Source organism: Micromonospora sp. NPDC049240, from assembly GCF_040647835.1.
Classification (GTDB): domain Bacteria; phylum Actinomycetota; class Actinomycetes; order Mycobacteriales; family Micromonosporaceae; genus Micromonospora.
In genome coordinates, this window is record NZ_JBEZCX010000014.1 from 13,659 (window position 1) to 33,863 (window position 20,205).

Consider the following 20,205-nt stretch of genomic DNA (forward strand, 5'->3'; position numbering starts at 1 on the left):
ATCAGTGTCCTGTCTCGAGTGCGCTCGAAGTCGACCCGTTTTCGGCCAGCCGGGGCAGGAGCGGCGCGAGCGCGTCGACGGCGCCGGCGCGTACCACGAAGCGGGTGACGCCCCAGCGGCGCCGGTGCCCGGCCACCGCCGCCACGACCTCGTCGGCGGTCCCGATCAGCACGAACGGGGTGGCCAGCACCTCCGCCGGGGTGAGGCCGGTCTCGGCGGCCGTCTCGGCGGCGACCGCCTCGGCGTCGTCGGTGATCGCGACGTGCTGGACCAGCGCCTCCAGGGCCGGCGGCGTGTGCCGACCGGCGGCGCCGGCCGCCACGTGGGCGAGCTGCGCCTCGAGCTGGTCGGCCCGCCACCGCACCTCGTGCGCGTGCCCGTCCGCCAGCGTGCGTCCGAAGCCGGTCAGGCCGACCACGTCGGCGTGCGCGCCGGCCCACCGCAGCAGCGTGGAGTTGGCCGTGCCGAGGGTGAGCGGGATCCGGTCCTGGACCGGCCGCGGATCGTCGAGGCGGGCGGCGTGCGCGGCCAGCTCCGGCGTGTCGACGGTGACCTCCTCGCCGGCCAGCAGCGCCCGGACCGCCCCGGCCACCGCCAGGCAGCGGCGGACCCGCCCGGCGACGTCGGGGCGCTCGCGCCCGACCGCCCGCCACTCACCCGGCGTGTGCCCGGCGCCCAGGCCGAGCCGCGCCCGGCCGCCGGAGACCACGTCCAGGGTGGCCACATCGGCCGCGAGCAGCATCGGCTCCCGGACCCCGGCGTTCGACACGTACGAGCCGAGGCCCAGCGTGCCGGTCACCGCCGCGGCGGCGGCCAGCGCCACGAACGGGGCCGGGCCGAAACCCGGATGGTCGGCGGCCAGCAGCGCGTCGAAGCCGGCGGCCTCGACGGTGCGGGCCAACTCCACCCAGCTTGTCGCGTCGGTGGGCCGGGCCTGCACGGAGAAGATCGCCATCGGCCCAGTCTCCGGCCCCACCCCGCTTCCCACCGCACCCTTCTGCCCACGGCCGAAGATGTAAGGAGGGGCCCCTGCTTAACGCCTGGTGCATAACAGGGGGCCCCTCCTTACAACCAACCTCAGACCGCGTCGAGCCGCGCCAGGTCGGCGGCGGAGAGGCGGAGCGCGCCGGCCGCGACGTTCTGCGCCAGGTGCGCCGGGTCGCCGGTGCCCGGGATGGCGAGCACGTTCGGTCCCCGGGCCAGCGTCCAGGCCAGCCGGACCTGGGCGGCGGTGACGCCGTGCTCGCGCGCCACCGCGAGCACCTCCGGGTGCTCCTCGCCGGTGACCCCGGCCTCCCGCCCGCTGGTGGCGAGCGAGAAGAACGGCACGAACGCGGTGCCGTGCGCGGCGCAGTCCCGGATCAGCTCGTCGTGGATCCGGCGGTAGCCGAGGCCGTACGAGTTCTGCACGCAGACCACCGGGGCGATCGTGCGAGCCTCGGCGACCTGGTGCCGGCGCACCGCCGAGACGCCGAGGTGCCGGATCAGCCCGGCGTCGACCAGCTCGGTGAGCGCGCCGAAGTGCTCGGCCAGCGGTTCCGGCCCGTGCACCCGCAGGTTCACCACGTCCAGGTGGTCCCGGCCGAGCTGGCGCAGGTTCTCCTCGACCTGCCCGCGAAGCTGCTCCGGCCGGGCCGCCGGCAGCCACTCGCCGGACGGGTCCTTGCCCGGCCCGACCTTGGTCACGATGACCAGATCCTCCGGGTACGGCGACAGCGCCCGGTTGATCAGCTCGTTGGCCGAGCGCAACGGCGAGAAGTAGAACGCGGCCGTGTCGATGTGGTTGACGCCCAACTCGACCGCGCGGCGCAGCACGGCGACGGCCCGGTCCCGGTCGCTCGGGCTGCCGTCGGCGTTCGCGGTCAGCCGCATCGCGCCGAGGCCGATCCGGTTGACGGTCAGGTCACCGAGCTGCCAGGTGCCGGCCGCGTCGGCGTGGACGGTGTCGATGGTCATGCGGGTCCCCGTTCCTCGTGTCAAGGCCCCATGGTGGGCCCGAGCGGTGACACGCGGGCCGTCCGGAACCGGTTCAACCGCCGGGCCGCTCACCCTCGTCGGGCTGCTCGTGCCAGCGGGCCCGCCAGGCCGCCTCGTGCGCCTCATGGCTGGTCCGCTCCTCGAAGACGAGCTTCCGCAGCGCCTGTCGGCTCTCGCCGAAGACGATCACCTCGGCCGCCACCATGCCCACCGTGACGGCGGTCAACAGCGCCATCGCGATCAGGCCCGGCACCCGCTGCGCGACCGGGATCGCCGCGCCGAGCAGCAGCACCGTCGCGACCCGGGTCCAGCTCACCGTGCGCAACGTCCGCGCCTGGAACAGCATGTTGCCGCAGAGGTAGCAGGCCACCCCGCCGAAGAGCAGCGGCACGGCCGGCCAGTGCGCGGACTCGGTCGGCGGCACCCGCGGGTCGGCGATGTCGTGCACGATCATCTCGGCGCCGAGCGCGAACAGGATGATGCCCGCGATCATCGGCAGGAACAGGTACGCGTACGCGTCGCGGGCCATCGCCACCCGCGGCCCGTCCCGGGCGGCGTGCAGGGCGATCCGCGCGGCCGGCCCGATCATGTCGTAGTGCGCCCACCAGAGCGCCGCGGTGAAGAAGATACCGAGCACCGCCGCCACCACGGCCGGCCAGGTGGGCGGCTGCCCGAGCAGGTTGCTGCCCACGCCCACCGAGATGACCGACTCGCCCAGCGCGATGATCAGGATGAGGTCGTACCGCTCGGTCCAGTGCTCGGCCGAGGCGACGCCCCAGCCCCAGGTGCCGACGAGCATGCCGGTGCCGTACTGGAGCAGGACGACAGTGGCCCACAGCCCGTCCCGGACCACCGCCGCCGAGGCGAGCCCGTCGATCTTCGGCGGCACCAGCGCGGCGACCAGCAGCAGCGCGGTGCTGCCGATCGCCTCCGGGGCGAACCGCATCAACTGCCGGCGCTCGTTCGGGCTGTCCCGCACCACGTGCCGGTAGAGCAGCAGGTGCACCACGCGTAGCACGGTGTAGCTGACCGCCGCGACGATCGGTCCGGCCGCGTTGCCACGCGGGTCGCGGAACGCGTTCGGCAGCGACAACGCGAACGTGAACAGCGACGCCATGCCGACGGTCATGAGCACCGGGACGAAGCCCTCGCCGAGCCGGACCCGGGTGGCGACCACGCTGTGCACCACCCACGACCACCACAGCACGGCGAGCACCAGCAGCGCGTGCAGCAGCGCGCCGCCGGTCACCTGGAGCGCGGTGGCCCGGGTGATGATGAAGAACGAGAAGACGAAGACCAGGTCGAAGAAGATCTCGAACCGGTCCACCCGGGCGCCCGGGGCCACCGGCACCGCCGGCCCGAGGCGCCCCCGCCACCCGTACCCGCCCACCGGCCGAGTCTGTCAGCGTACGGTCCGCGCCGTGGCGGAAACGACGAAGGGGGTACGCGGCCGGTGCCGCGTACCCCCTGTCGCCTCGGGCGTCAGAGACCGAGTTCGGCCTCGAAGTTGCCGGCCTCCAGCCGCTCCTTGACCGCGGTCAGGAAGCGGGCGGCGTCCGCGCCGTCGATCAGCCGGTGGTCGTACGACATGGCCAGGTAGACCATCGACCGGACCGCGATGACCTCGCCCAGCTCCGGGTCGTTGACCACGACCGGGCGCTTCACCACGGCGCCCGTGCCGAGCATCGCCGACTGCGGCGACGGCACGATCGGGGTGTCGAAGAGCGCGCCCCGGCTGCCGGTGTTGGTCAGCGTGAAGGTCGCCCCGGCCATCTCGTCCGGAGTGATCTTGTTGGACCGGGTGCGCTCGGCCAGGTCGGCGATCCGCTTGGCGATGCCGCCCATGTTGAGGTCACCGGCGTTGTGGATGACCGGCACGAGCAGCCCGCGCTCGGTGTCCACGGCGATGCCGAGGTGCTCGGCGGCGGGGTAGGTGATGGTGCCGCCGTCCAGGTCCATGCTGGCCTGGATGATCGGGTAGGTCTGGAGCGCCTCGATGGCGGCGAGCGCGAAGAACGGCAGGAAGGACAGCTTCACGCCGTGCCGGGCCTGGAACGACTCCTTGGCCCGGGCCCGCAGCTTGGCGACCTTGGTGACGTCGACCTCGACGACCGTGGTCAGCTGCGCCGTCTCGTGCAGCGACTGCTGCATCCGCTTGGCGATGGTCGCCCGGATCCGCGGCAGCTTCTCCGTGGTGCCCCGCTTGGCGCTCGGCTGCGGCTTGGCGGCCGGCTGGGCCGGTGCCTTCGCGGCCGGCTGCTGCTCGGCGGCGGCCGGCGCGGCCTTGGCGGCCTTCGCCTTCTCGGCCGCCTCCAGCACGTCCTGCTTGCGGATCCGGCCGCCCACGCCGGTGCCGTTGACCGAGCCCAGGTCGACGCCGTGCTCGGCGGCGAGCTTGCGGACCAGCGGCGTCACGTAGCCGGCGGCCTCCTCGCCGCCGCCCTGGGCCGGGGCGGTCGGGCGCTGCGGCGTGGCGGTCGGCGCGGCCGGCTGGGCGGCCCGCTCCGCCTTGGCCGGCTCGGCGGCCTGCTCCGCCTCGGCGGACGGCTCGTTGTAGGACATGCCCGGGGTGGGCTCCTCGACCTTCGGCTCGGGCTTCGGCTCGGCCTTGGGCTCCGGCTTCGGTTCGGGCTTCGCCTCCGCCTTCGGCTCGGGCTTGGGCTCGGCCTTCGGCTCGGCCGGCGCGGCGCCGGCCGCCCCGACGATCGCGAGCACGCCGCCGACCTCGGCGGTCTCGTCCTCGGCGACCTTGATCTCCAGCACGGTGCCGGCGACCGGCGACGGGATCTCGGTGTCCACCTTGTCGGTGGAGACCTCCAGCAGCGGCTCGTCCACCTCGACGGTCTCGCCGACCTGCTTGAGCCAGCGCGTCACCGTACCCTCGGTGACGCTCTCGCCCAGGGCCGGCATGGTCACCGGGGTGCCCTCGCCGGACGACGCGGCGGGCTGGGCCGGCTCCTCGACGGCCGGCTGCTCGGCCTCGGCCCCGGGCTCCGCGGCGGCCTGTGCGGCCTGCTCCGGCTCGGGGCCGGTGCCCTCGGCGGCGGCGGTCGGCTCGGTGTCCGGCTCGACCTCCTCCTTCGGGGCGCTGCCCGCGTCCTCGCCCTCGCCGGCGATGACCGCCAGCTCGCTGCCGACCTCGGCGGTCTCGTCCTCGCCGACGACGATCCGGCTCAGCACGCCCGCCGCGGGGGACGGGATCTCCGTGTCGACCTTGTCGGTCGACACCTCGAGCAGGGGCTCGTCGACCTCGACGGTGTCACCCTCCTGCTTGAGCCAGCGCGTGACGGTGCCCTCGGTGACGCTCTCGCCGAGCCGGGGCATGGTGACCGATACCGGCATGTTCTCCAGACTCCTTCATTCCCCTGGTGGGATCATCGCCCGTCGCCGGACGCCGCGGTTGTCGTGTCAGGCGTGCGCGTGCAGCGGCTTGCCGGCCAGGGCCAGGTGCGCCTCGCCCAGGGCCTCGTTCTGGGTCGGGTGGGCGTGCACCAACTGCGCCACCTCGGCCGGGTAGGCCTCCCAGTTGTAGATGAGCTGCGCCTCGCCGATCAGCTCGCCGACCCGGGCGCCGACCATGTGCACGCCGACCACCGGGCCGTCGTCCACCCGGACCAGCTTCACGTGGCCGGCGGTCTTGAGGATCTGGCTCTTGCCGTTGCCGCCCAGGTTGTAGTTGTAGGTCTTGATCTTGTCGGCGCCGTACTGCTCCTTGGCCTTCGCCTCGGTCAGGCCGACCGACGCCAGCTCCGGGTCGCAGTAGGTGACGCGCGGGATGCCGGCCTCGTCGATCACGGCGGGGTTCTTCCCGGCGATCTCCTCGGCGACGAAGATGCCCTGCTGGAAACCGCGGTGCGCGAGCTGGAGGCCGGGCACGATGTCGCCGACCGCGTAGACGTTCGGCACGCTGGTGCGCAGCCGCTCGTCGGTCAGCACGTAGCCGCGGTCCATCTTGACGCCCTGCTCCTCGTAGCCGAGGTTGGCGGTGGTCGGGCCGCGGCCCACGGCGACCAGCAGCAGCTCGGCCTCGACCGTGTCGCCGCCCTGGATGGTCAGCTTGACGCCGTTGTCGGTCTTCTCGACCTTCTCGAACGGCTTGCCGACCTTGAAGTTGATCTTCCGCTTGCGGAACGCGCGCTCCAGCGCCTTCGACGACTCCTCGTCCTCGGCGGCGACCAGCCGGGGCAGCGCCTCGACGATGGTCACGTCCACGCCGAAGGACTTCCAGACGCTGGCGAACTCGACGCCGATCACACCGCCGCCGAGCACGATCGCCGACGACGGGACGCGGTCCAGGGTGAGCGCGTGGTCGCTCGTGATGATCCGCTCGCCGTCGACCTCCAGGCCGGGCAGGCTCTTCGCGTACGAGCCGGAGGCCAGGATCACGTTGCGGCCGGTGTAGCGCTTGCCGTCCACCTCGACCACGTTCTTGCCGACCAGCTTGCCGGCGCCGGCCACGAAGGTGATCTTCTTGGCGCTGCCCACCAGGCCCTGGAGGCCCTTGTAGAGGCGGGAGATCACGCCGTCCTTGTACGAGTTGACCGCCGCCATGTCGATGCCGACCAGCTCGGCCTTCACGCCGAACTGCTCGGACTCACGGGTCTGGTCGGCGATCTCGGCGGCGTGCAGCAGCGCCTTGGTCGGGATGCAGCCGTTGTGCAGGCAGGTGCCGCCGAGCTTGCCCTTCTCGATGAGCGCGACGGAGAGATCCAGCTGGGCGGCACGCAGCGCCGCCGCGTAGCCGCCGCTACCACCTCCGAGGATGACGATGTCGAAGGTCGTGTCGTTCGGCTCGCTCACATCCAACTCCCAGGTCGCGTCGCTGCATCGGGGGTTACGGCGGAGTAACAGGCACACCCCACCTCGGTCATCTTGTCACCACCCCGGCCCGAGCGCGTACCGAGGTGCCCAACGACACGTCGGCGGCACGTACCCTTGGCATCGTCTTCGATGACGTCCGGGGGAGGAGTGGGTCCGGTGGCGCTGTTCCGACGACGCAAGCGGGTGGCCGCGGTGAGCCGTGACCGTGCCGCCGAGCGCGCCGATCTGGACCATCTCGAGAACTTCGTCCGCACCCGACGGGGCGTCGAGGCGTTCCTGGAGCCACGGACGACGGTCACCGAGACCACCGTCATGCTGATCGCCGACGACGGCGAGTGGACCCGGCGGCGGGTCGGCAGCCCGGAGGACGCCCGGCGTTGGGCGCACCGGACCGCCATCCCGATCTACGACGTGCGGCTGATGGGCTACCCCCAGCGCATGCGCGACTACAACGAGCGCCGCAAGCGCCGTCCCGAGCTGTTCTGAGCGCCTCGGGCCGCAGGTGTCAAAAAGGGCCCCCTGTCATGCGGAATGCGTCAACAGGGGGCCCCTCCTTGCACCTCAGCCGTTGGCGGCTACGTCGTCGACCAGGTGGAGCAGGGTGCGGACCGGCACGCCGGTGCCGCCCTTGGCCCAGTAGCCGGTGGCCTCGCCGGAGTGGTAGCTGGGACCGGCGATGTCGATGTGCGCCCAGGCCACGTCGTCGGTGACGAACTCCCGCAGGAACACGCCGCCCTGGAGCATGTGACCGGCGCGGTCCATCCCGGCGTTGACCTGGGAGATGTCCGCGACGTCGGACTCCATGCCCTTGCGCACGTCGTCCGGCAGCGGCATCGGCCAGGCCGGCTCGCCGGTCGCGTCACCGGCCACCCGGACCCGCTCGCACAGCTCCGGGCTGCCCATCACGCCGGCGATCCGCTTGCCCAGCGCGATCACCTGGCCACCGGTCAGCGTCGAGGTCTCGAACAGGTAGTCGGCGCCGTCGGAGCAGGCCCGGGCCATCGCGTCGGCCAGGATCATCCGGCCCTCGGCGTCGGTGTTGAGCACCTCCACCTTCTTGCCGTTGAACATGCTGATCACGTCGCCCGGCCGGTAGCTGGCACCCGACGGCATGTTCTCCGCCATCGGCAGGTAGCCGGTGACCGTCACGTTCGGCTTGAGCGCCGCCACCGCCAGCATGGCCGCGCCGACCGCCGCCGCGCCGGCCATGTCCGACTTCATCTCCCACATGCCCTGCGCCGGCTTGATCGAGATGCCGCCGGTGTCGAACGTGATGCCCTTGCCGACCAGCGCGACCCGCTTGCCGTTGCCGCCGCCGGGCGGCGTCCAGGTGAGCTTCACCAGCCGCGGCGGCGCCTCGGAGCCCTGGCCGACGGCGAGGATGCCGCCGTACCCGCCGGCCGCCAGCGCCGCCTCGTCGAGCACCTCGACCTCCAGCCCGGCCTCCCGGGCGGCGGTCGCCACGGCGTCGGCGAACGCCGGCGGGCGCAGCTCGTTCGGGGCGGTGTTGACCCAGTCCCGGCTGGTCCGCACCGCGCCGGCCACCGTCTGCGCGCGCTCGACCTCGGCCAGGGCGGTCGCGTCGGACGCGTCCGGCACCGCGACCAGCAGCTCGGACACCGGCTCGCGCCGGGCCGGCTGCGGCTTCGTCTTGTAGCCGGCGAACCGGTAGCCGCCGAGCAGCGCGCCCTCGGCGACCGCGCGCAGCGCGGCCGGCGCGTCGGCGTCGTCCGGCAGCGGCAGGGCGAGGGCGACGCGGGCCGCGCCGGCCAGCGCCCGGACCGCCGCGCCGGCGGCCCGGCGCAGGGACTCGGGGGCGGGCGCGGCGCCGGCGGGCTCCGGACCCAGCCCGACGGCGGCGACCACCGGGGCGGTCACCGTGCCGAGCGTGGCCAGCTTGATCACCTCGCCGGGGCCACCGGTCGCGCCGAGCAGGGTCAGCGTCTCGGTCAGCTTTCCGTCGAACGCGGCGGCGATGCTCTCCGCGCCGCTGGCCAGCAACAGGGCGCCGGCGGGTGCGCCGTCGCCCGGTCCGTTCGGCTGGCTGTGCACGCCGATCACGATCGCGTCGACGGGAAGTTCGGCGGGGTCGGTGTCGACCAGGCTGAGGGTGGTGCGGGGCGATGTCACGAAAGCTACTCCGGGCGGGCCGGGCCGGCCGCGTCGTCGCGTACCGGCGATGAAGGTCTCTCCGGCGGCAACCTACCCGCCGGAGGCGTGGCTGTCCCGCCGATGCGTACCGACGGGATCCCGCCGATGCTAACCACAGGGGTCCCGGCCGGTAAGTTGCCACCATGACCGAGGTGACCTCCGACGCTGCCGAGACCCGGCTGCGCCGTTCCCCGCTGCACGAGCGACACACCGCGCTCGGCGCGAAGTTCGCCCCCTTCGGCGGCTGGCAGATGCCGCTCGAGTACGCCGGCGGCGGCGTGCTCAGGGAACACACCGCCGTACGGACCGCTGTGGGCGTCTTCGACGTCTCGCACCTGGGCAAGGTCCGGGTCACCGGGCCCGGCGCGGCCGACTTCGTCAACGCCTGCCTCAGCAACGACCTCGGCCGGATCGCGCCCGGCCAGGCGCAGTACACGCTCTGCTGCGACGACGCCACCGGCGGCGTGGTGGACGACATCATCGCCTACCTGCACGCCGACGACCACGTCTTCCTGGTGCCCAACGCGGCGAACACCGCCGAGGTGGCCCGCCGGCTGCGCGCCGCCGCGCCGGCCGACGTGACAGTCACCGACGAGCACGAGGCGTACGCGGTGCTCGCGGTCCAGGGACCGGGCTCGGCGGCGCTGCTCGACGCGCTCGGGCTGCCCACCGCCCACGACTACATGAGCTTCTCCACCGCCACGTCGGCCGGCGTCGAGCTGACCGTCTGCCGCACCGGCTACACCGGTGAACTGGGCTACGAGCTGGTCGTGCCCGCCGAGCACGCGGTCGCCGTCTGGGACGCGCTGTTCGCCGCGGGCGACGACGTGCGGGCGTGCGGGCTGGCCGCCCGGGACACGCTGCGCACCGAGATGGGGTACCCGCTGCACGGGCAGGACCTGTCCCTGGAGATCACCCCGGTGCAGGGCCGCTCCGGCTGGGCGGTGGGCTGGGACAAGCCGGCCTTCTGGGGCCGGGCCGTGCTGCGCGCCGAGAAGGCCGCCGGACCGGCCCGTACGCTGCGCGGGCTCGCCGCGGTCGACCGGGCCATCCCGCGCCCCGGCATGGCCGTCTACGCCGGGGACCGCCGGGTCGGCACCGTCACCAGCGGCACGTTCAGCCCGACGCTCAAGCACGGCATCGCGCTCGGGCTTGTCGACACCGACCCGAAGCTGCCCGACGGCGAGGAGTTGACGGTGGACATCCGTGGCCGGCGGGCCCGGATGCGCCTGACCAGGCCGCCGTTCGTCCAGCCCTCGGTGCGCTGACCGACCCGGGTCAGCCCTCGCCGCGCTCGCCGGCGTCGAGGACGGCCTGGGTCCAGCCGCCCTCCAGCACACCGGTGCCGTCCAGCACGGCCCAGTCGACCACGTCGGACGCCTCGACCACGACCGGCGAGCCGATCCGCACGCTCGGGTCGGTGGTGGCGTCGGTGGCGCTCGCGCCGACGATCCGTTCCGGGGCGTCCCACGAGGTCACCCCGGCCCAGACGTACTCCGGGCCGTCGTCGCCGGGCAGGCCGTACTTGACCACGAGCTGGCTCTCCGCCGGCAGCCCGCCGGCCAGGAACCGGGCCCGGATGTCGCCGAGCGCGGACCGGGCGGTCGCCACCGCCCGGCTCATCGCGTCGTCCGTGCGGGTGTAGCGGACGTCGGGCTGGATGCCGTTGAACAGCGTCGCGCAGGCGGCGGCGAAGTAGCGGCCCGGCGGCCCGGGATGCCCCGGCGGCGGGTTCAGGCTGAGGAACGAGTCGGCGTCCGGGTCGGTGGCCGGGTCCAGTTCCAGCCGGAGCAGCACCGGCGCGGTCGCGCCGTGCTGTTCCGGATTGCCGTACGCGACCGCGATGTCGTGCCCGGTCACCGTGGCCAGCACCGGGAGCTGCACGAACGCCGGCACCTCCTCGCCGGCCAGCCCGTCGGTCCAGTCCCGCAGCAGCCGCCGGGCCGCGCCGGTCATCACCGCGCCCCAGGCCCGGGTGAGGTGGTCCGGCACGCCTTGGGCCTGCAACTCCAGCAGCCCGAACCGGCGCAGCCCCTTGGTGGTGAACCAGAGCCCGTCGGCGTCGGACGAGTAGGGCACCAGCACCCAGTCGACCAGCCGGATCCGGCCCTGCTCGTCCGGCAGCGAGCGCAGCGCCGCCGCCGGGTCGAGGAACTGGAGACCGAACACGTCGACCACGTCCCCGCCGACCGTCTCGGCGATGGCCGCGGCCACCGCCCGGGCCGCCCACTCGTGCGCCGGCGGCCAGCCGGGCCGGTACTCCGCCTGCACCACCACCAGGTGGGTGGCGGCGGCCAGCCGGGCGAGCTGCTCGTCGGTGGCGCCGAACGCGGCCAGCAGGTCCGGCGGAAGCTCCGGGAACTCGCTTATCGATCGCGTGTCCACGCTCATCAGCGGGCTGTCCAGCATCTGCTTGGCCAGCCCGTGCACCGGCCCGGCCAGCCGGCCGGTCAGCCCCTCCACCGCGGTCTTCGGGCTCACCCGGGGCAGCCCGTCGATCGGCACCAGGTAGGTCGCGTCGAGCGACTCCGGCACCGGTACGGGCAGGAAGTCGTCCGTGATGAGCATGCCGTCTCCCTCGACCACGCCGGTGCACTCACCCGAACGCTACCCGGCCGACCGGGCGACGATCAGCCGGTCAGCACCAGTCCCAGGTAGGACAGCGTGGTGACGACCTCCACCAGGGCCCCGAGGACGTCGCCGGTGATGCCGCCGAAGCGGCGTACCAGGTGCCGGAGCAGCCCGGCCGCGACGGCGAGCGCGCCGAGCACGGCGAGTGGCCCCTGCCACGGGCGGCCCGGCGCCGCCGGCACGGCCAGCAGCGCCACGGCGACCGCGCCGAGCGCCACGACGCCCCACCCCACCGTGCCGGCGACCAGCGCGCCCAGCCCGTCCGGCCGGGCCGCCGGCACGCCACGGCGGCAGGCCAGGGCGACTGCCAGCCGTCCGGCCGCGGTGGCCGCGACCACCGCGGCGAGTGCCGCGACCGCGTCCCGCCCGACCAGCTCCGCCAGCACCGTTGTCTGGAGCAGGAGGACGACCACCAACGCGACCACCCCGAACGGGCCGACGTCCGGCTGCTTCATGATCGCCAGCGCGGCCGGCCCGCGCCGGTACGACCCGAGCGCGTCCACGGTGTCGGCCAGCCCGTCCAGGTGCAGACCCCGGGTGAGCAGCGCGCCCAGCCCGACCGTCACCCCGGCGGCGACCAGCGGCGGGGCGAGCGCCCCGGCCAGCAGCAGCGCTCCGCCGAGCACCGCGCCGAGCAGCGCGCCGACCGCCGGGGCCAGCGCCATCGCGGTGCCGGCGGTGGCCCGGTCGACCCGGCCGGCGCGTACCGGCGCGGTGGTGAACGTGGTCAGCGCCAGCCGGACGCCGTCGGCGAGCCGGCGCTCAGTCGGCACGTCGGCTGGGCGAGACCGGCTGGTCGTACCCGACCGTGGTCGGACCCGGTCCGGCCGGCTCCGGCTCGGCGAAGTCCGGCTCGTCGAACCCGGTCGTGGTCGGGCCCGGTCCGGCGGGCGTCGGCTCGGCGAAGGCCGGGCCGGCCGGCGCGTCGGAGTCGGCGCCGCCCAGCGACGGGTGCACCGGCAGCGAGGCGGCGAGCGTCAGCGCCGAGCGCAGCAGCGGCAGCGCGGCCAGCGCGGTCGCCCCCTCGCCCAGGTCGAGGCGCAGATCCAGCAGCGGAGTCAGGCCGAGCACGTCGGCGGCGAGCCGCACCCCGGGCCGGCCGCCGTGGTCGGGCAGCAGGCACCAGTGTCGGGCCTGCCCGGCCAGGTCGCGGCTGACCATGCCGGCGGCGGTGCCGACCGGCCCGTCGAGCAGCACCGGGACGCGCCGGGCGGTGGCCCCGAGCAGCACGCCGGTGGCTGTCGCGATGTCGCCGCCGCCCAGCTCCGCCAGGATGTCCTTGGCCTCCCGGGGGGAGCGTCGGGTGCGGTGCAGCGCGTCCCGGACCGCCGCGCAGCGGACCATCCAGGCGTTGTCGTCGATCTCGCCCTGGTCGTTCACCACCCGACCGAGCACCGCCGGTGGTTCCGCGCCGGCGGTGGCCGCCAGCACCGCCGCGGCGGCCGCCTCGGCGCCGGCCCCGCACGCCGCCAGCACCAGCAGCTGTACGCCCGCGTCGGCGGCCTGCTCGGCCAACCGCCACCCGTAGCGCAGCGCGGCCTCGACCTGCTCGCCGGTGAGCGCCGGGCCGTCCTCGAACGGCGCCGAGGCGGGTGCCTCGACGACCTGGAGGCTGGCGCCGTTCTCGGCGGCCAGCCGGGCCAGCGCGCCCCGGCCGGCGCGCGCCTGGCGGGCGCGCCGCGCCGACTCGCCGGCCACCGCGCCGGCCGACGCGCCGCCTTCGTGGTCGCCGTGCAGCAGCAGCACCCGGACGGCGGCCCAGGGACGCGGGTTCGCGCTGCCCTGGGTGGCGGCGGCGAAGCCGACGACCTGTTCCAGCACGCCCAGACCGGCGCCGGGAACGTCGAGCGTGGCGAGCCGGTCGACCGCCTGCGGGCCGGTGTAGTCGTCCGGCATCGGCAGTTCCATGCCCGGCTGGATGACCAGGCCGGTGGCGATCATCGGCAGCGCCATCGTGGGTGCCGCCCAGTCGCCGGCGCCGGCCGGGCCGGCCGGCACGCCGGCCGGTGGCGGCGTCGCGGCCGGGGTGAGCACCTCGGGCAGCGCCACGTCGTCGACGCCCCGACCGCCGGCCGCGTGCCGTGGCTCGGGCGGCGCGCCGACCGTGCCGGCCGGGTGGATTCCGCCCGTGGCGGCGGTTACGGCTCCGGCTCCGCCCGTGGCGGCGTCGGTCGCGGCCCCGGCCGGGGCGGTGGCGTCAGCCGGGGCGTGGGCCGCCGGCACGGTCGGGAGCGACGCGGCGGGCGGCTTGAGCCAGGCGGTCTGCCCGGCCACCACGAGCGCGACCGCGTCGCAGGCGTCGGCCACCGCCCGGTTGGTGGCGCCCAGCGCGTCGGTGAACGCCCGGCCCAACGGCGTGGTGGGCACCAGGGACAGGCCCACCTCCGGGCTGACCAGCACCAGCCGGGCCTCGCTCGCCCGCACCGCGGCGGCCAGCTCGGCGACGGTGGCGGTGTCGTCGGCCGGCTGGTGGGCCGGGTCGAGCAGCACGGTGACCCAGCCGCCCAGGTCGTCCACGAGCAGTGTGTCGTTCGGGCCGGCGGCGGTGATCACCTCGGCCAGCCGGCCCGGATCCGTCGCGGTCTCCTCGGTGGTCCAGCTTCCCGGCCGCCGGGCGCGGTGCGCCGCGAGGCGGGTCGCCCACTCGGTGTCATCAGGATCCCCGGCCGGGGCGGTGGCCACGTAGCGGACCATGGGCGCGTCGGCGACCAGGGACTCGGCGAACTCGGACTTGCCGGAGCGGATACCGCCGAGCACCAGGAGGGTGTGCCACCCGTCAACGGACATGTCCGTACCTTAGTTCTCCCGCCCCCGTCCCGCCCCACCCCCTCCCAGCGCCGATCTTGCGGTTGCTGCCCGCCGGACGCGGCAAATGCCCCGTTCTGTCGGGGCAGTAACCGCAAGATCGCGGGAGCGGTGAGGGCTGTGGCGCGACGGGCCGACTAGGCTTGCGGGGGTTTCCGGTCCTGCGGGGCGACGGGCGGCGAGGGGAGACGCGGCATGGCGTGGAGCTGGCGGTACGAGGGCGCGAACGGCGACCCGGTTGACGGGCCGGGCGAGTCGTTCCCGAGCCAGGCGGACGCCGAGTCCTGGATCGGCCAGACCTGGCGGGAGCTCGCGACATCCGGCGTCACCTCCGTCGTGCTGGTCGAGGACGACCGGGTGGACTACCGGATGAGCCTGCAACCCCCGGCCGAATGACGGGCTACGACCGCCCGGGCGACCCGCTGATCCTCGGCGTGCCCCGGGCGGCGTTCCGGCCCAGCCCCATCTTCCTGGCCCTGGTCGCGCTCTTCGCGGCCGGCGGGGTGATGACCTGGAACCGGTACGGCAACGTCCGGTTCGACGTGTTCCTCTTCGTGGTCGCCGGCTGGCTGGTCTCGCTCTGCCTGCACGAGTACGCGCACGCCGTGGTCGCGTACCGGGCCGGCGACCGGGACATCGCCCACCGGGGCTACCTGACGCTCAACCCGCTGAAGTACACCAGCCCGCTGCTGTCGATCGTGTTGCCGGTGGTCGTGGTGCTGCTCGGCGGCATCGGTCTGCCCGGCGGCGCGGTCTGGGTGGACCGGCACGCCATTCCCGGGCGGCTGCGGCACACCCTGGTCAGCCTCGCCGGGCCGGCCACCAACGTGGTGTTCACGCTGGTGCTGGTGGCGGCCGTGACGTGGGGGCCGGCGCTGGGCGGGTCGCTGGAGTTCTGGGCCGGCGTCGGGCTGCTCGCGTTCCTCCAGCTCATGGCCAGCGTGCTCAACCTGCTGCCGGTGCCGGGCCTGGACGGCGGCAACATGATCCAGCCCTGGCTCAGCCCCGCCTACCGGCGGATGTACGACCTGTTCGCCCCGTACGGGTTCATCCTGCTCTTCGCGTTGCTGTGGAGCCCGCGCATCGGCGGCGCGTTCTTCGGCGGGGTCTTCGCGGTCGGCGACGCGCTCGGCCTCCCACCGGACCTCTACCGGCTTGGCCTCTACCTGATCCGGTTCTGGCAGGGCTGACGGGCCCGCCGTCCGGGCGACCGGCCCGGCGGGGTGTGCGCCGGTCGTCCCCGGGCCGACGGCGACGCCGGCCCGGGGACGACGGACGTCACGGACGCCGCGCCGGGCTGTCCGTCTTCGCCGGGTCCCGCTCGACGACCGGCTCGACGATGTCGTCGATCGCCTTGAGCAGGCCGGCGTCGAGCTTCACGCCCGCCGCCTTCACGTTGTCGTGCACCTGCTCGGGCCGGGACGCGCCGATGATGGCCGAGGACACGTTCGGGTTCTGCAGCACCCAGGCGACCGCGAGCTGCGCCATGGTCAGCCCGGCCTGCTCGGCGAGCGGCTTGAGCTGCTGCACCCGGGTCAGCACCTCGTCGGACATCCACCGGGCGATGAAGTTCGCGCCGGACTTCTCGTCGGTGGCGCGGGAGCCGGCCGGCGGCGGCTGGCCGGGCAGGTACTTGCCGGAGAGCACGCCCTGCGCCATCGGCGACCAGACGATCTGGCCGATGCCCAGCTCCTCGCTGGCCGGGATCACCTCGGCCTCGATGACCCGCCACAGCATCGAATACTGCGGTTGGCTGGAGACCAGCGGGATGCGCAGCTCACGGGCGAGCGCGTGCGCCTCGCGCAACTGCGCTGCCGTCCACTCCGAGACGCCGATGTAGTGCGCCTTGCCGGCGTGCACGACGTCGGCGAACGCCTCCATCGTCTCTTCCAGCGGGGTGCTGACGTCGAAGCGGTGGGCCTGGTAGAGGTCGACGTGGTCGGTCTGCAGGCGGCGCAGCGAGCCGTCGATCGACTCCATGATGTGCTTGCGGGACAGGCCACGGTCGTTACGGCCCGGCCCGGTCGGCCAGTAAACCTTGGTGAAGATCTCCAGCCCCTCGCGGCGCTCGCCGGCCAGCGCGCGGCCGAGCACCGACTCGGCGCGGGTGCCGGCGTAGACGTCGGCGGTGTCGAACGTGGTGATGCCGTTGTCGAGGGCGGCCCGCACGCAGGCGACCGCCGCGTCCTCCTCGACCTGCGAGCCGTGGGTGATCCAGTTGCCGTACGAGATCTCGCTGACCATCAGGCCGGAGCGGCCCAGGTGTCGGAATTCCATGCTCCGACCCTAACTCCGCCCGGCGGCGGGCACCCGTTGTGGCTCCCCGGTCAGAGCACCGGGTTCGCGTCGGCGAGCAGTCGGTCGATCTCGGCGGCCACCGCGGCCCGGCCCGGGTGCACCGGGTCGATCAGCGGCTCGCCGTGCCGGTCAAGCGCGCCCCAGCGACCCGCCTCGGTGGTGACCAGGAACGCCACCGGATGGATCACCAGGGTCGGGTACGCGGGCGCCACCCGGACCCGGCCGTGCCGGTCCACCACGCCCCGCCGGCCGGCCAGCTCGACCACCGCCAGCCCCTCCTCGGTGAAGCCGTCCAGGTGCCGGCCGTCGGCCAGAAGCGTGCCAAGACCGTGGTAGCGGGTCGGCACCACCACCTCGCCGGCGTGGTCCACCGCCCCCCAGCCGCCGTTCTGCCGCACCGCGGCCAGACCGTTGCGGAACGGCCGGACCTCCTCGTAACCGGGCGGGATCTGCACGATGTTCGTCCGGTCGACGGCCATCCACCGGCCCTTGCCGTCCATGCTCACCCACGACAGGCCCTCGGCGAACGCGCCCACCGAGCGGTAGCCGTTGTTCGCCTCGATCAGCGCCGCCCCCGACGTGTCGATCAACGCCCAGCGGGACGCCTCCGGCCGCCGTACCCAGGCCAGTCCCTCGTGGAACGGCTGCACCTCGGCGTACCGGTGCCGGATCACCAGCTCACCGTCGGCGTCCGCGTACCCCCAGAGCTCCTGCTCCTCGTCGAACGTCGCCACCGGGTACCGCGGCGTGCCGAGCACCTCCGCCCGCCCGCGCGGCGCCGGCCCGAACCCGTCGCGCGCCGCCCGCGCCGCGACCGCGTCCAGTGCGACCAGGGTCCGGGCGTTCAGCGCCGCGTCCTCGCCCCGGCGCAGGTCCAGCGCCCGCTCGAAGTGCAGGCACGCCTCGGTCAACCGACCCTGGTCGTAACAGCAGCGACCGGCGTGCTCGTGCAGCAGCGCACGCAACCGGTCCGGCAGTTCCGCCGAGTTGGCCTCGGCGAAGAGCCGGTCGGCCTCCGCGTACTCGCCCCGCCAACGCAGCACCTCGGCCAGCCGGGCGCGGGCCAGCGCGGTCCGCCGCAACTCGCCGGTGGCCTCCGCGTACGTGAGGGCCAGCCGCGCGTCGGCGACCGCGTCGTCGGCGTCACCGAGGACCCGGGACGCCACCGCACGCAGGCTGAGCAGCCGGGCCCGGCTGCGGTTGTCCAGCGCGGTGTCGAGCTTGCCGGTGAGCCCGTCCCGGATCTGCCGCAGCTCCGCCGGATCGGGCGCCTCCTCGCGCAGCGTCTCCGGGTGCAGCCGCCAGCCGACCGCGGCCAGGGCCCGCTCCGGGTCCACCGGACGCGCCGGCGCCGGTTCGTCGCCCGCCGGCCCCGATTCCGGGGTACGCGCGCCAGCCGGCCCGTCGGCCTCGTCCACACGTACCGGTCCGGCGTCGGCACGTGTCGACGCCGGACCGGTCGGCTCGGGTGCGCCCCGCCCTCCGCCGGTCGTGTCGGTGCTGCCGGTGCTGGCCGTGCTGGTCGTGTCGTCGGCTCGGGTCGTGTCGGTGGTGCTGGTCGTGTCGTCGGCTCGGGTCGTGCGGGGGAGAGGGAAGCCGGCGGGCGTGGCGTGGGCCTGGGCCGTGCCGGAGACTTCGGTGCCGGTGCCGGTGCCGGTGCCGGTGCCGGTGCCGGTGCCGATGTCGATGTCGCCGGTCCGGGGCGTGCCGGTGGGGCTCGTGGCGGTCGGGGTCGGGCTGCCGGCCAGGGTCGTGCCGGGGGCACGCGAGCCGGTGGTAGCGCCGTCCATCCGGGTCGGGCCAGCGGGCTCCGGGTCGGTCGCGGCGCCGCTCCGGGCGGCGTCGGGCGAACTCGCGGACGCCCCAACCGAATTTTCTCCGGCCGGGGCGGCGCCGCTGGAATCCACGGCGGTCGACAGCAGAGGAGCCGAATCTTCTGCGGCAGCGGCTGGACGACGCGGCTCTTCCTCAGCGCGGGTTGCCCCGACGGGTCGCTCCTCGCCGGCCCTCGTGACACGTCGGTCCGGTACCGGTCGGAAGCCGTCTCCCGGCTCACTGCCGCGCGCGCCGTCCTCGACCGCCCTGTCGTCGCTCGGGGCGTCGCCGGTCAAGCTGTCGTCGGTCGGGACGTCGTCGGGCAGGGTGTCGTCGGTCGCGTTGTCGGCGGCCCGCTCGTCACCGGTCGGGGCGTCCATGATCGGCGCGGAGCCGGGTGCGGCGGCGTCAGCGGGCAGATCGCCCGGCCCCACCCGCCCGCGCCCGTCGCCGTCCGCACCGGTGCTCCCGGTCCCCGACGACGGCGTGGCCGGGTCCGCTGTCGCTCCCGAAGGGACGGTCATGCCGGCGACCGCCGTGACCTGCGCCGTGGCATCCGGGTACGCCACGGCGTCGGTCCCGGTACCCGGCTGGACGTGGGCGACCGCGTATGCCGTGGCGTCGGTCTCGGCGCGCGGTTCGTCGGCGACGATCGCGTGCGGTGGGTCGTCGGTCACCGCGTCTGACCCGAGGTCGGTCCCCGGGCTCGCGTGCGGCGCATCGTCGGCCACCCTGACCAGCGCGTCGTCGACCACCGTGACCGGCGCGTCGTCGGTGCCCGTGTGTGGCGTGTCGCCGACCAGCGCGTCCGGCGCATCGTCGGCCACCGCGTTCGGCGTGTCATCGGTGCCCGTGCCCGTGAGCGGCGCGTCGTCGGCCACCGTGACCGGCGCGGCGTCGGCCCCGGTGCGGGTCGCCGCGGCATGGCTGGTCGTGCGGGCGTCCCGGTCGTCGGTGAACGCGTCGCTACGGGTGGCGGTGCGGGCGTCCTGGTCGTCGGTCAACGCGTCGACCTGGCCGGGCCTGACGGTGTGGTCCGCGGTCGGCTCTCCGGCCGGTGCCGGCCGGTCGTGACCGGCGGAGGGTACGGAGCCGGCGGTCGGGACAGCCGGCGTGGGGGTTCGAGGGTTGGCAGACGGAGTGGGCGGTGTCGGCGTCGGGGATTCAGCAGGCACCGACGCCGGGGACGCCGACGGACGCGCGTCGGGAAGCGTCACCTCGGTTGCCGCGGCGGCGACCGGTTCGGCCGGCGGGTCGACATGGTCGACGGAGGTGGAGGTGGGCCCGGTGTCTTCGGCTCGTTCGGTGGTCCGGGACGCGGTGCCGATTCCGGACACGACCGCCGAGTCGTTCACGCTCTCAGGTCGATAGCGGTCGCCGGTCACACCCGTCGGTTCGGCGGGCGCGATCGAAGCGACCCGCCGCTCCGGTCCGGCCTGCGCGGCAGCCGGGTTCTCGTCCGCCGGCACGACACCCGGGTCCTGATCCGCCGGTGCGGCAGTCCGGGCCTGGTCGGTCGGTACGGCAGTCTGAAGCCGGTCCGTCGGCGCGTGGCCGGTCGGGGAAGGGGCGGGGACAGGCTCTGCCGGCAAGGTCGCCCCGGCGGAAACGGACGGCGCAGCCTGTGCTTCGGCACGGTCCGTGTCGCTGGGCTGGCCGTCACGCCCGCCGGTCGTCGTCGGCTTGCTCGGCCGGAACCATGCCTCC

Annotated in this window: 15 protein-coding genes; 4 read left to right on the top strand and 11 right to left on the bottom strand. The window is 74.7% G+C overall.

Annotated features, from left to right (window positions below; all coding sequences use genetic code 11):
• Window position 1: 1 nt before the first annotated feature.
• The 5 genes from AB0B02_RS21700 to lpdA form a co-directional block, all read right to left on the bottom strand.
• Entirely contained in the window at window positions 2-955 is a 954-nt protein-coding gene (locus AB0B02_RS21700; RefSeq protein WP_281936797.1) for an LLM class flavin-dependent oxidoreductase, read from the bottom strand.
• A gap of 122 nt (window positions 956-1,077) precedes the next feature.
• Window positions 1,078-1,956 carry an oxidoreductase gene (locus AB0B02_RS21705; protein ID WP_281936794.1) on the bottom strand — a complete coding sequence of 293 codons (879 nt, stop codon included), beginning with the start codon at window positions 1,954-1,956 and terminating at the stop codon, window positions 1,078-1,080.
• Between the two features lie 73 nt (window positions 1,957-2,029).
• A complete protein-coding gene (locus tag AB0B02_RS21710) occupies window positions 2,030-3,367 on the bottom strand; it encodes a low temperature requirement protein A (RefSeq protein ID WP_357302880.1) in 1,338 nt (445 codons plus the stop codon).
• Between the two features lie 92 nt (window positions 3,368-3,459).
• Entirely contained in the window at window positions 3,460-5,319 is a 1,860-nt protein-coding gene (sucB, locus tag AB0B02_RS21715) for a 2-oxoglutarate dehydrogenase, E2 component, dihydrolipoamide succinyltransferase (protein WP_357302883.1), read from the bottom strand.
• Window positions 5,320-5,385: 66 nt separating this feature from the next.
• A complete protein-coding gene (gene lpdA, locus AB0B02_RS21720; protein ID WP_281936789.1) occupies window positions 5,386-6,777 on the bottom strand; it encodes a dihydrolipoyl dehydrogenase in 1,392 nt (463 codons plus the stop codon).
• A 177-nt stretch (window positions 6,778-6,954) separates the two neighbouring features.
• Here lpdA and AB0B02_RS21725 point away from each other — a divergent pair, with 177 nt between their 5' ends.
• Entirely contained in the window at window positions 6,955-7,284 is a 330-nt protein-coding gene (locus AB0B02_RS21725) for a hypothetical protein (RefSeq protein ID WP_107161658.1), read from the top strand.
• Between the two features lie 75 nt (window positions 7,285-7,359).
• Here the strand turns inward: AB0B02_RS21725 and AB0B02_RS21730 are convergent, their stop codons facing one another.
• Window positions 7,360-8,928 carry a leucyl aminopeptidase gene (locus tag AB0B02_RS21730; protein ID WP_357302888.1) on the bottom strand — a complete coding sequence of 523 codons (1,569 nt, stop codon included), beginning with the start codon at window positions 8,926-8,928 and terminating at the stop codon, window positions 7,360-7,362.
• 164 nt (window positions 8,929-9,092) lie between these two features.
• On the opposite strand from AB0B02_RS21730, the gene gcvT reads away from it, so the two are divergent.
• Window positions 9,093-10,217, top strand: a complete 1,125-nt coding sequence (gcvT, locus tag AB0B02_RS21735; protein ID WP_357302892.1) for a glycine cleavage system aminomethyltransferase GcvT — start codon at window positions 9,093-9,095, stop codon at window positions 10,215-10,217.
• Window positions 10,218-10,227: 10 nt separating this feature from the next.
• On the opposite strand, the gene AB0B02_RS21740 is transcribed toward gcvT, so the two are convergent.
• From AB0B02_RS21740 to AB0B02_RS21750, 3 genes are all read right to left on the bottom strand, one after another.
• Window positions 10,228-11,517, bottom strand: coding sequence for a DUF2314 domain-containing protein (locus AB0B02_RS21740; protein WP_281936782.1), 1,290 nt, complete (start codon window positions 11,515-11,517; stop codon window positions 10,228-10,230).
• 62 nt (window positions 11,518-11,579) lie between these two features.
• The gene (locus AB0B02_RS21745; protein ID WP_281936780.1) at window positions 11,580-12,353 is read right to left on the bottom strand and encodes an adenosylcobinamide-GDP ribazoletransferase; all 774 of its coding nucleotides are present in this window, start codon (window positions 12,351-12,353) and stop codon (window positions 11,580-11,582) included.
• Window positions 12,343-14,367 carry a bifunctional adenosylcobinamide kinase/adenosylcobinamide-phosphate guanylyltransferase gene (locus AB0B02_RS21750; protein WP_357302896.1) on the bottom strand — a complete coding sequence of 675 codons (2,025 nt, stop codon included), beginning with the start codon at window positions 14,365-14,367 and terminating at the stop codon, window positions 12,343-12,345. Before AB0B02_RS21750 ends, AB0B02_RS21745 begins: the two co-directional genes overlap by 11 nt.
• Before the next feature lie 213 nt (window positions 14,368-14,580).
• On the opposite strand from AB0B02_RS21750, the gene AB0B02_RS21755 reads away from it, so the two are divergent.
• Both AB0B02_RS21755 and AB0B02_RS21760 read left to right on the top strand, forming a co-directional pair.
• Entirely contained in the window at window positions 14,581-14,781 is a 201-nt protein-coding gene (locus AB0B02_RS21755) for a hypothetical protein (protein WP_107159991.1), read from the top strand.
• A complete protein-coding gene (locus tag AB0B02_RS21760) occupies window positions 14,778-15,575 on the top strand; it encodes a site-2 protease family protein (RefSeq protein ID WP_357302899.1) in 798 nt (265 codons plus the stop codon). Before AB0B02_RS21755 ends, AB0B02_RS21760 begins: the two co-directional genes overlap by 4 nt.
• An 88-nt stretch (window positions 15,576-15,663) precedes the next feature.
• Here AB0B02_RS21760 and AB0B02_RS21765 read toward each other — a convergent pair whose 3' ends face one another.
• Both AB0B02_RS21765 and AB0B02_RS21770 read right to left on the bottom strand, forming a co-directional pair.
• Window positions 15,664-16,662 carry an aldo/keto reductase family protein gene (locus AB0B02_RS21765; RefSeq protein WP_281936773.1) on the bottom strand — a complete coding sequence of 333 codons (999 nt, stop codon included), beginning with the start codon at window positions 16,660-16,662 and terminating at the stop codon, window positions 15,664-15,666.
• A gap of 50 nt (window positions 16,663-16,712) precedes the next feature.
• Window positions 16,713-19,502 carry a WG repeat-containing protein gene (locus AB0B02_RS21770; RefSeq protein WP_357302903.1) on the bottom strand — a complete coding sequence of 930 codons (2,790 nt, stop codon included), beginning with the start codon at window positions 19,500-19,502 and terminating at the stop codon, window positions 16,713-16,715.
• Window positions 19,503-20,205: the final 703 nt, after the last annotated feature.

Bases quoted from the DNA above. Each gene is read 5' to 3' on its own strand.
- AB0B02_RS21700 (WP_281936797.1), bottom strand. From the start codon at position 955: ATGGCGATCTTCTCCGTGCAGGCCCGGCCCACCGACGCGACAAGCTGG.
- AB0B02_RS21705 (WP_281936794.1), bottom strand. From the start codon at position 1,956: ATGACCATCGACACCGTCCACGCCGACGCGGCCGGCACCTGGCAGCTC.
- sucB (WP_357302883.1), bottom strand. From the start codon at position 5,319: ATGCCGGTATCGGTCACCATGCCCCGGCTCGGCGAGAGCGTCACCGAG.
- gcvT (WP_357302892.1), top strand. From the start codon at position 9,093: ATGACCGAGGTGACCTCCGACGCTGCCGAGACCCGGCTGCGCCGTTCC.
- AB0B02_RS21740 (WP_281936782.1), bottom strand. From the start codon at position 11,517: ATGCTCATCACGGACGACTTCCTGCCCGTACCGGTGCCGGAGTCGCTC.
- AB0B02_RS21750 (WP_357302896.1), bottom strand. From the start codon at position 14,367: ATGTCCGTTGACGGGTGGCACACCCTCCTGGTGCTCGGCGGTATCCGC.
- AB0B02_RS21755 (WP_107159991.1), top strand. From the start codon at position 14,581: ATGGCGTGGAGCTGGCGGTACGAGGGCGCGAACGGCGACCCGGTTGAC.
- AB0B02_RS21760 (WP_357302899.1), top strand. From the start codon at position 14,778: ATGACGGGCTACGACCGCCCGGGCGACCCGCTGATCCTCGGCGTGCCC.
- AB0B02_RS21765 (WP_281936773.1), bottom strand. From the start codon at position 16,662: ATGGAATTCCGACACCTGGGCCGCTCCGGCCTGATGGTCAGCGAGATC.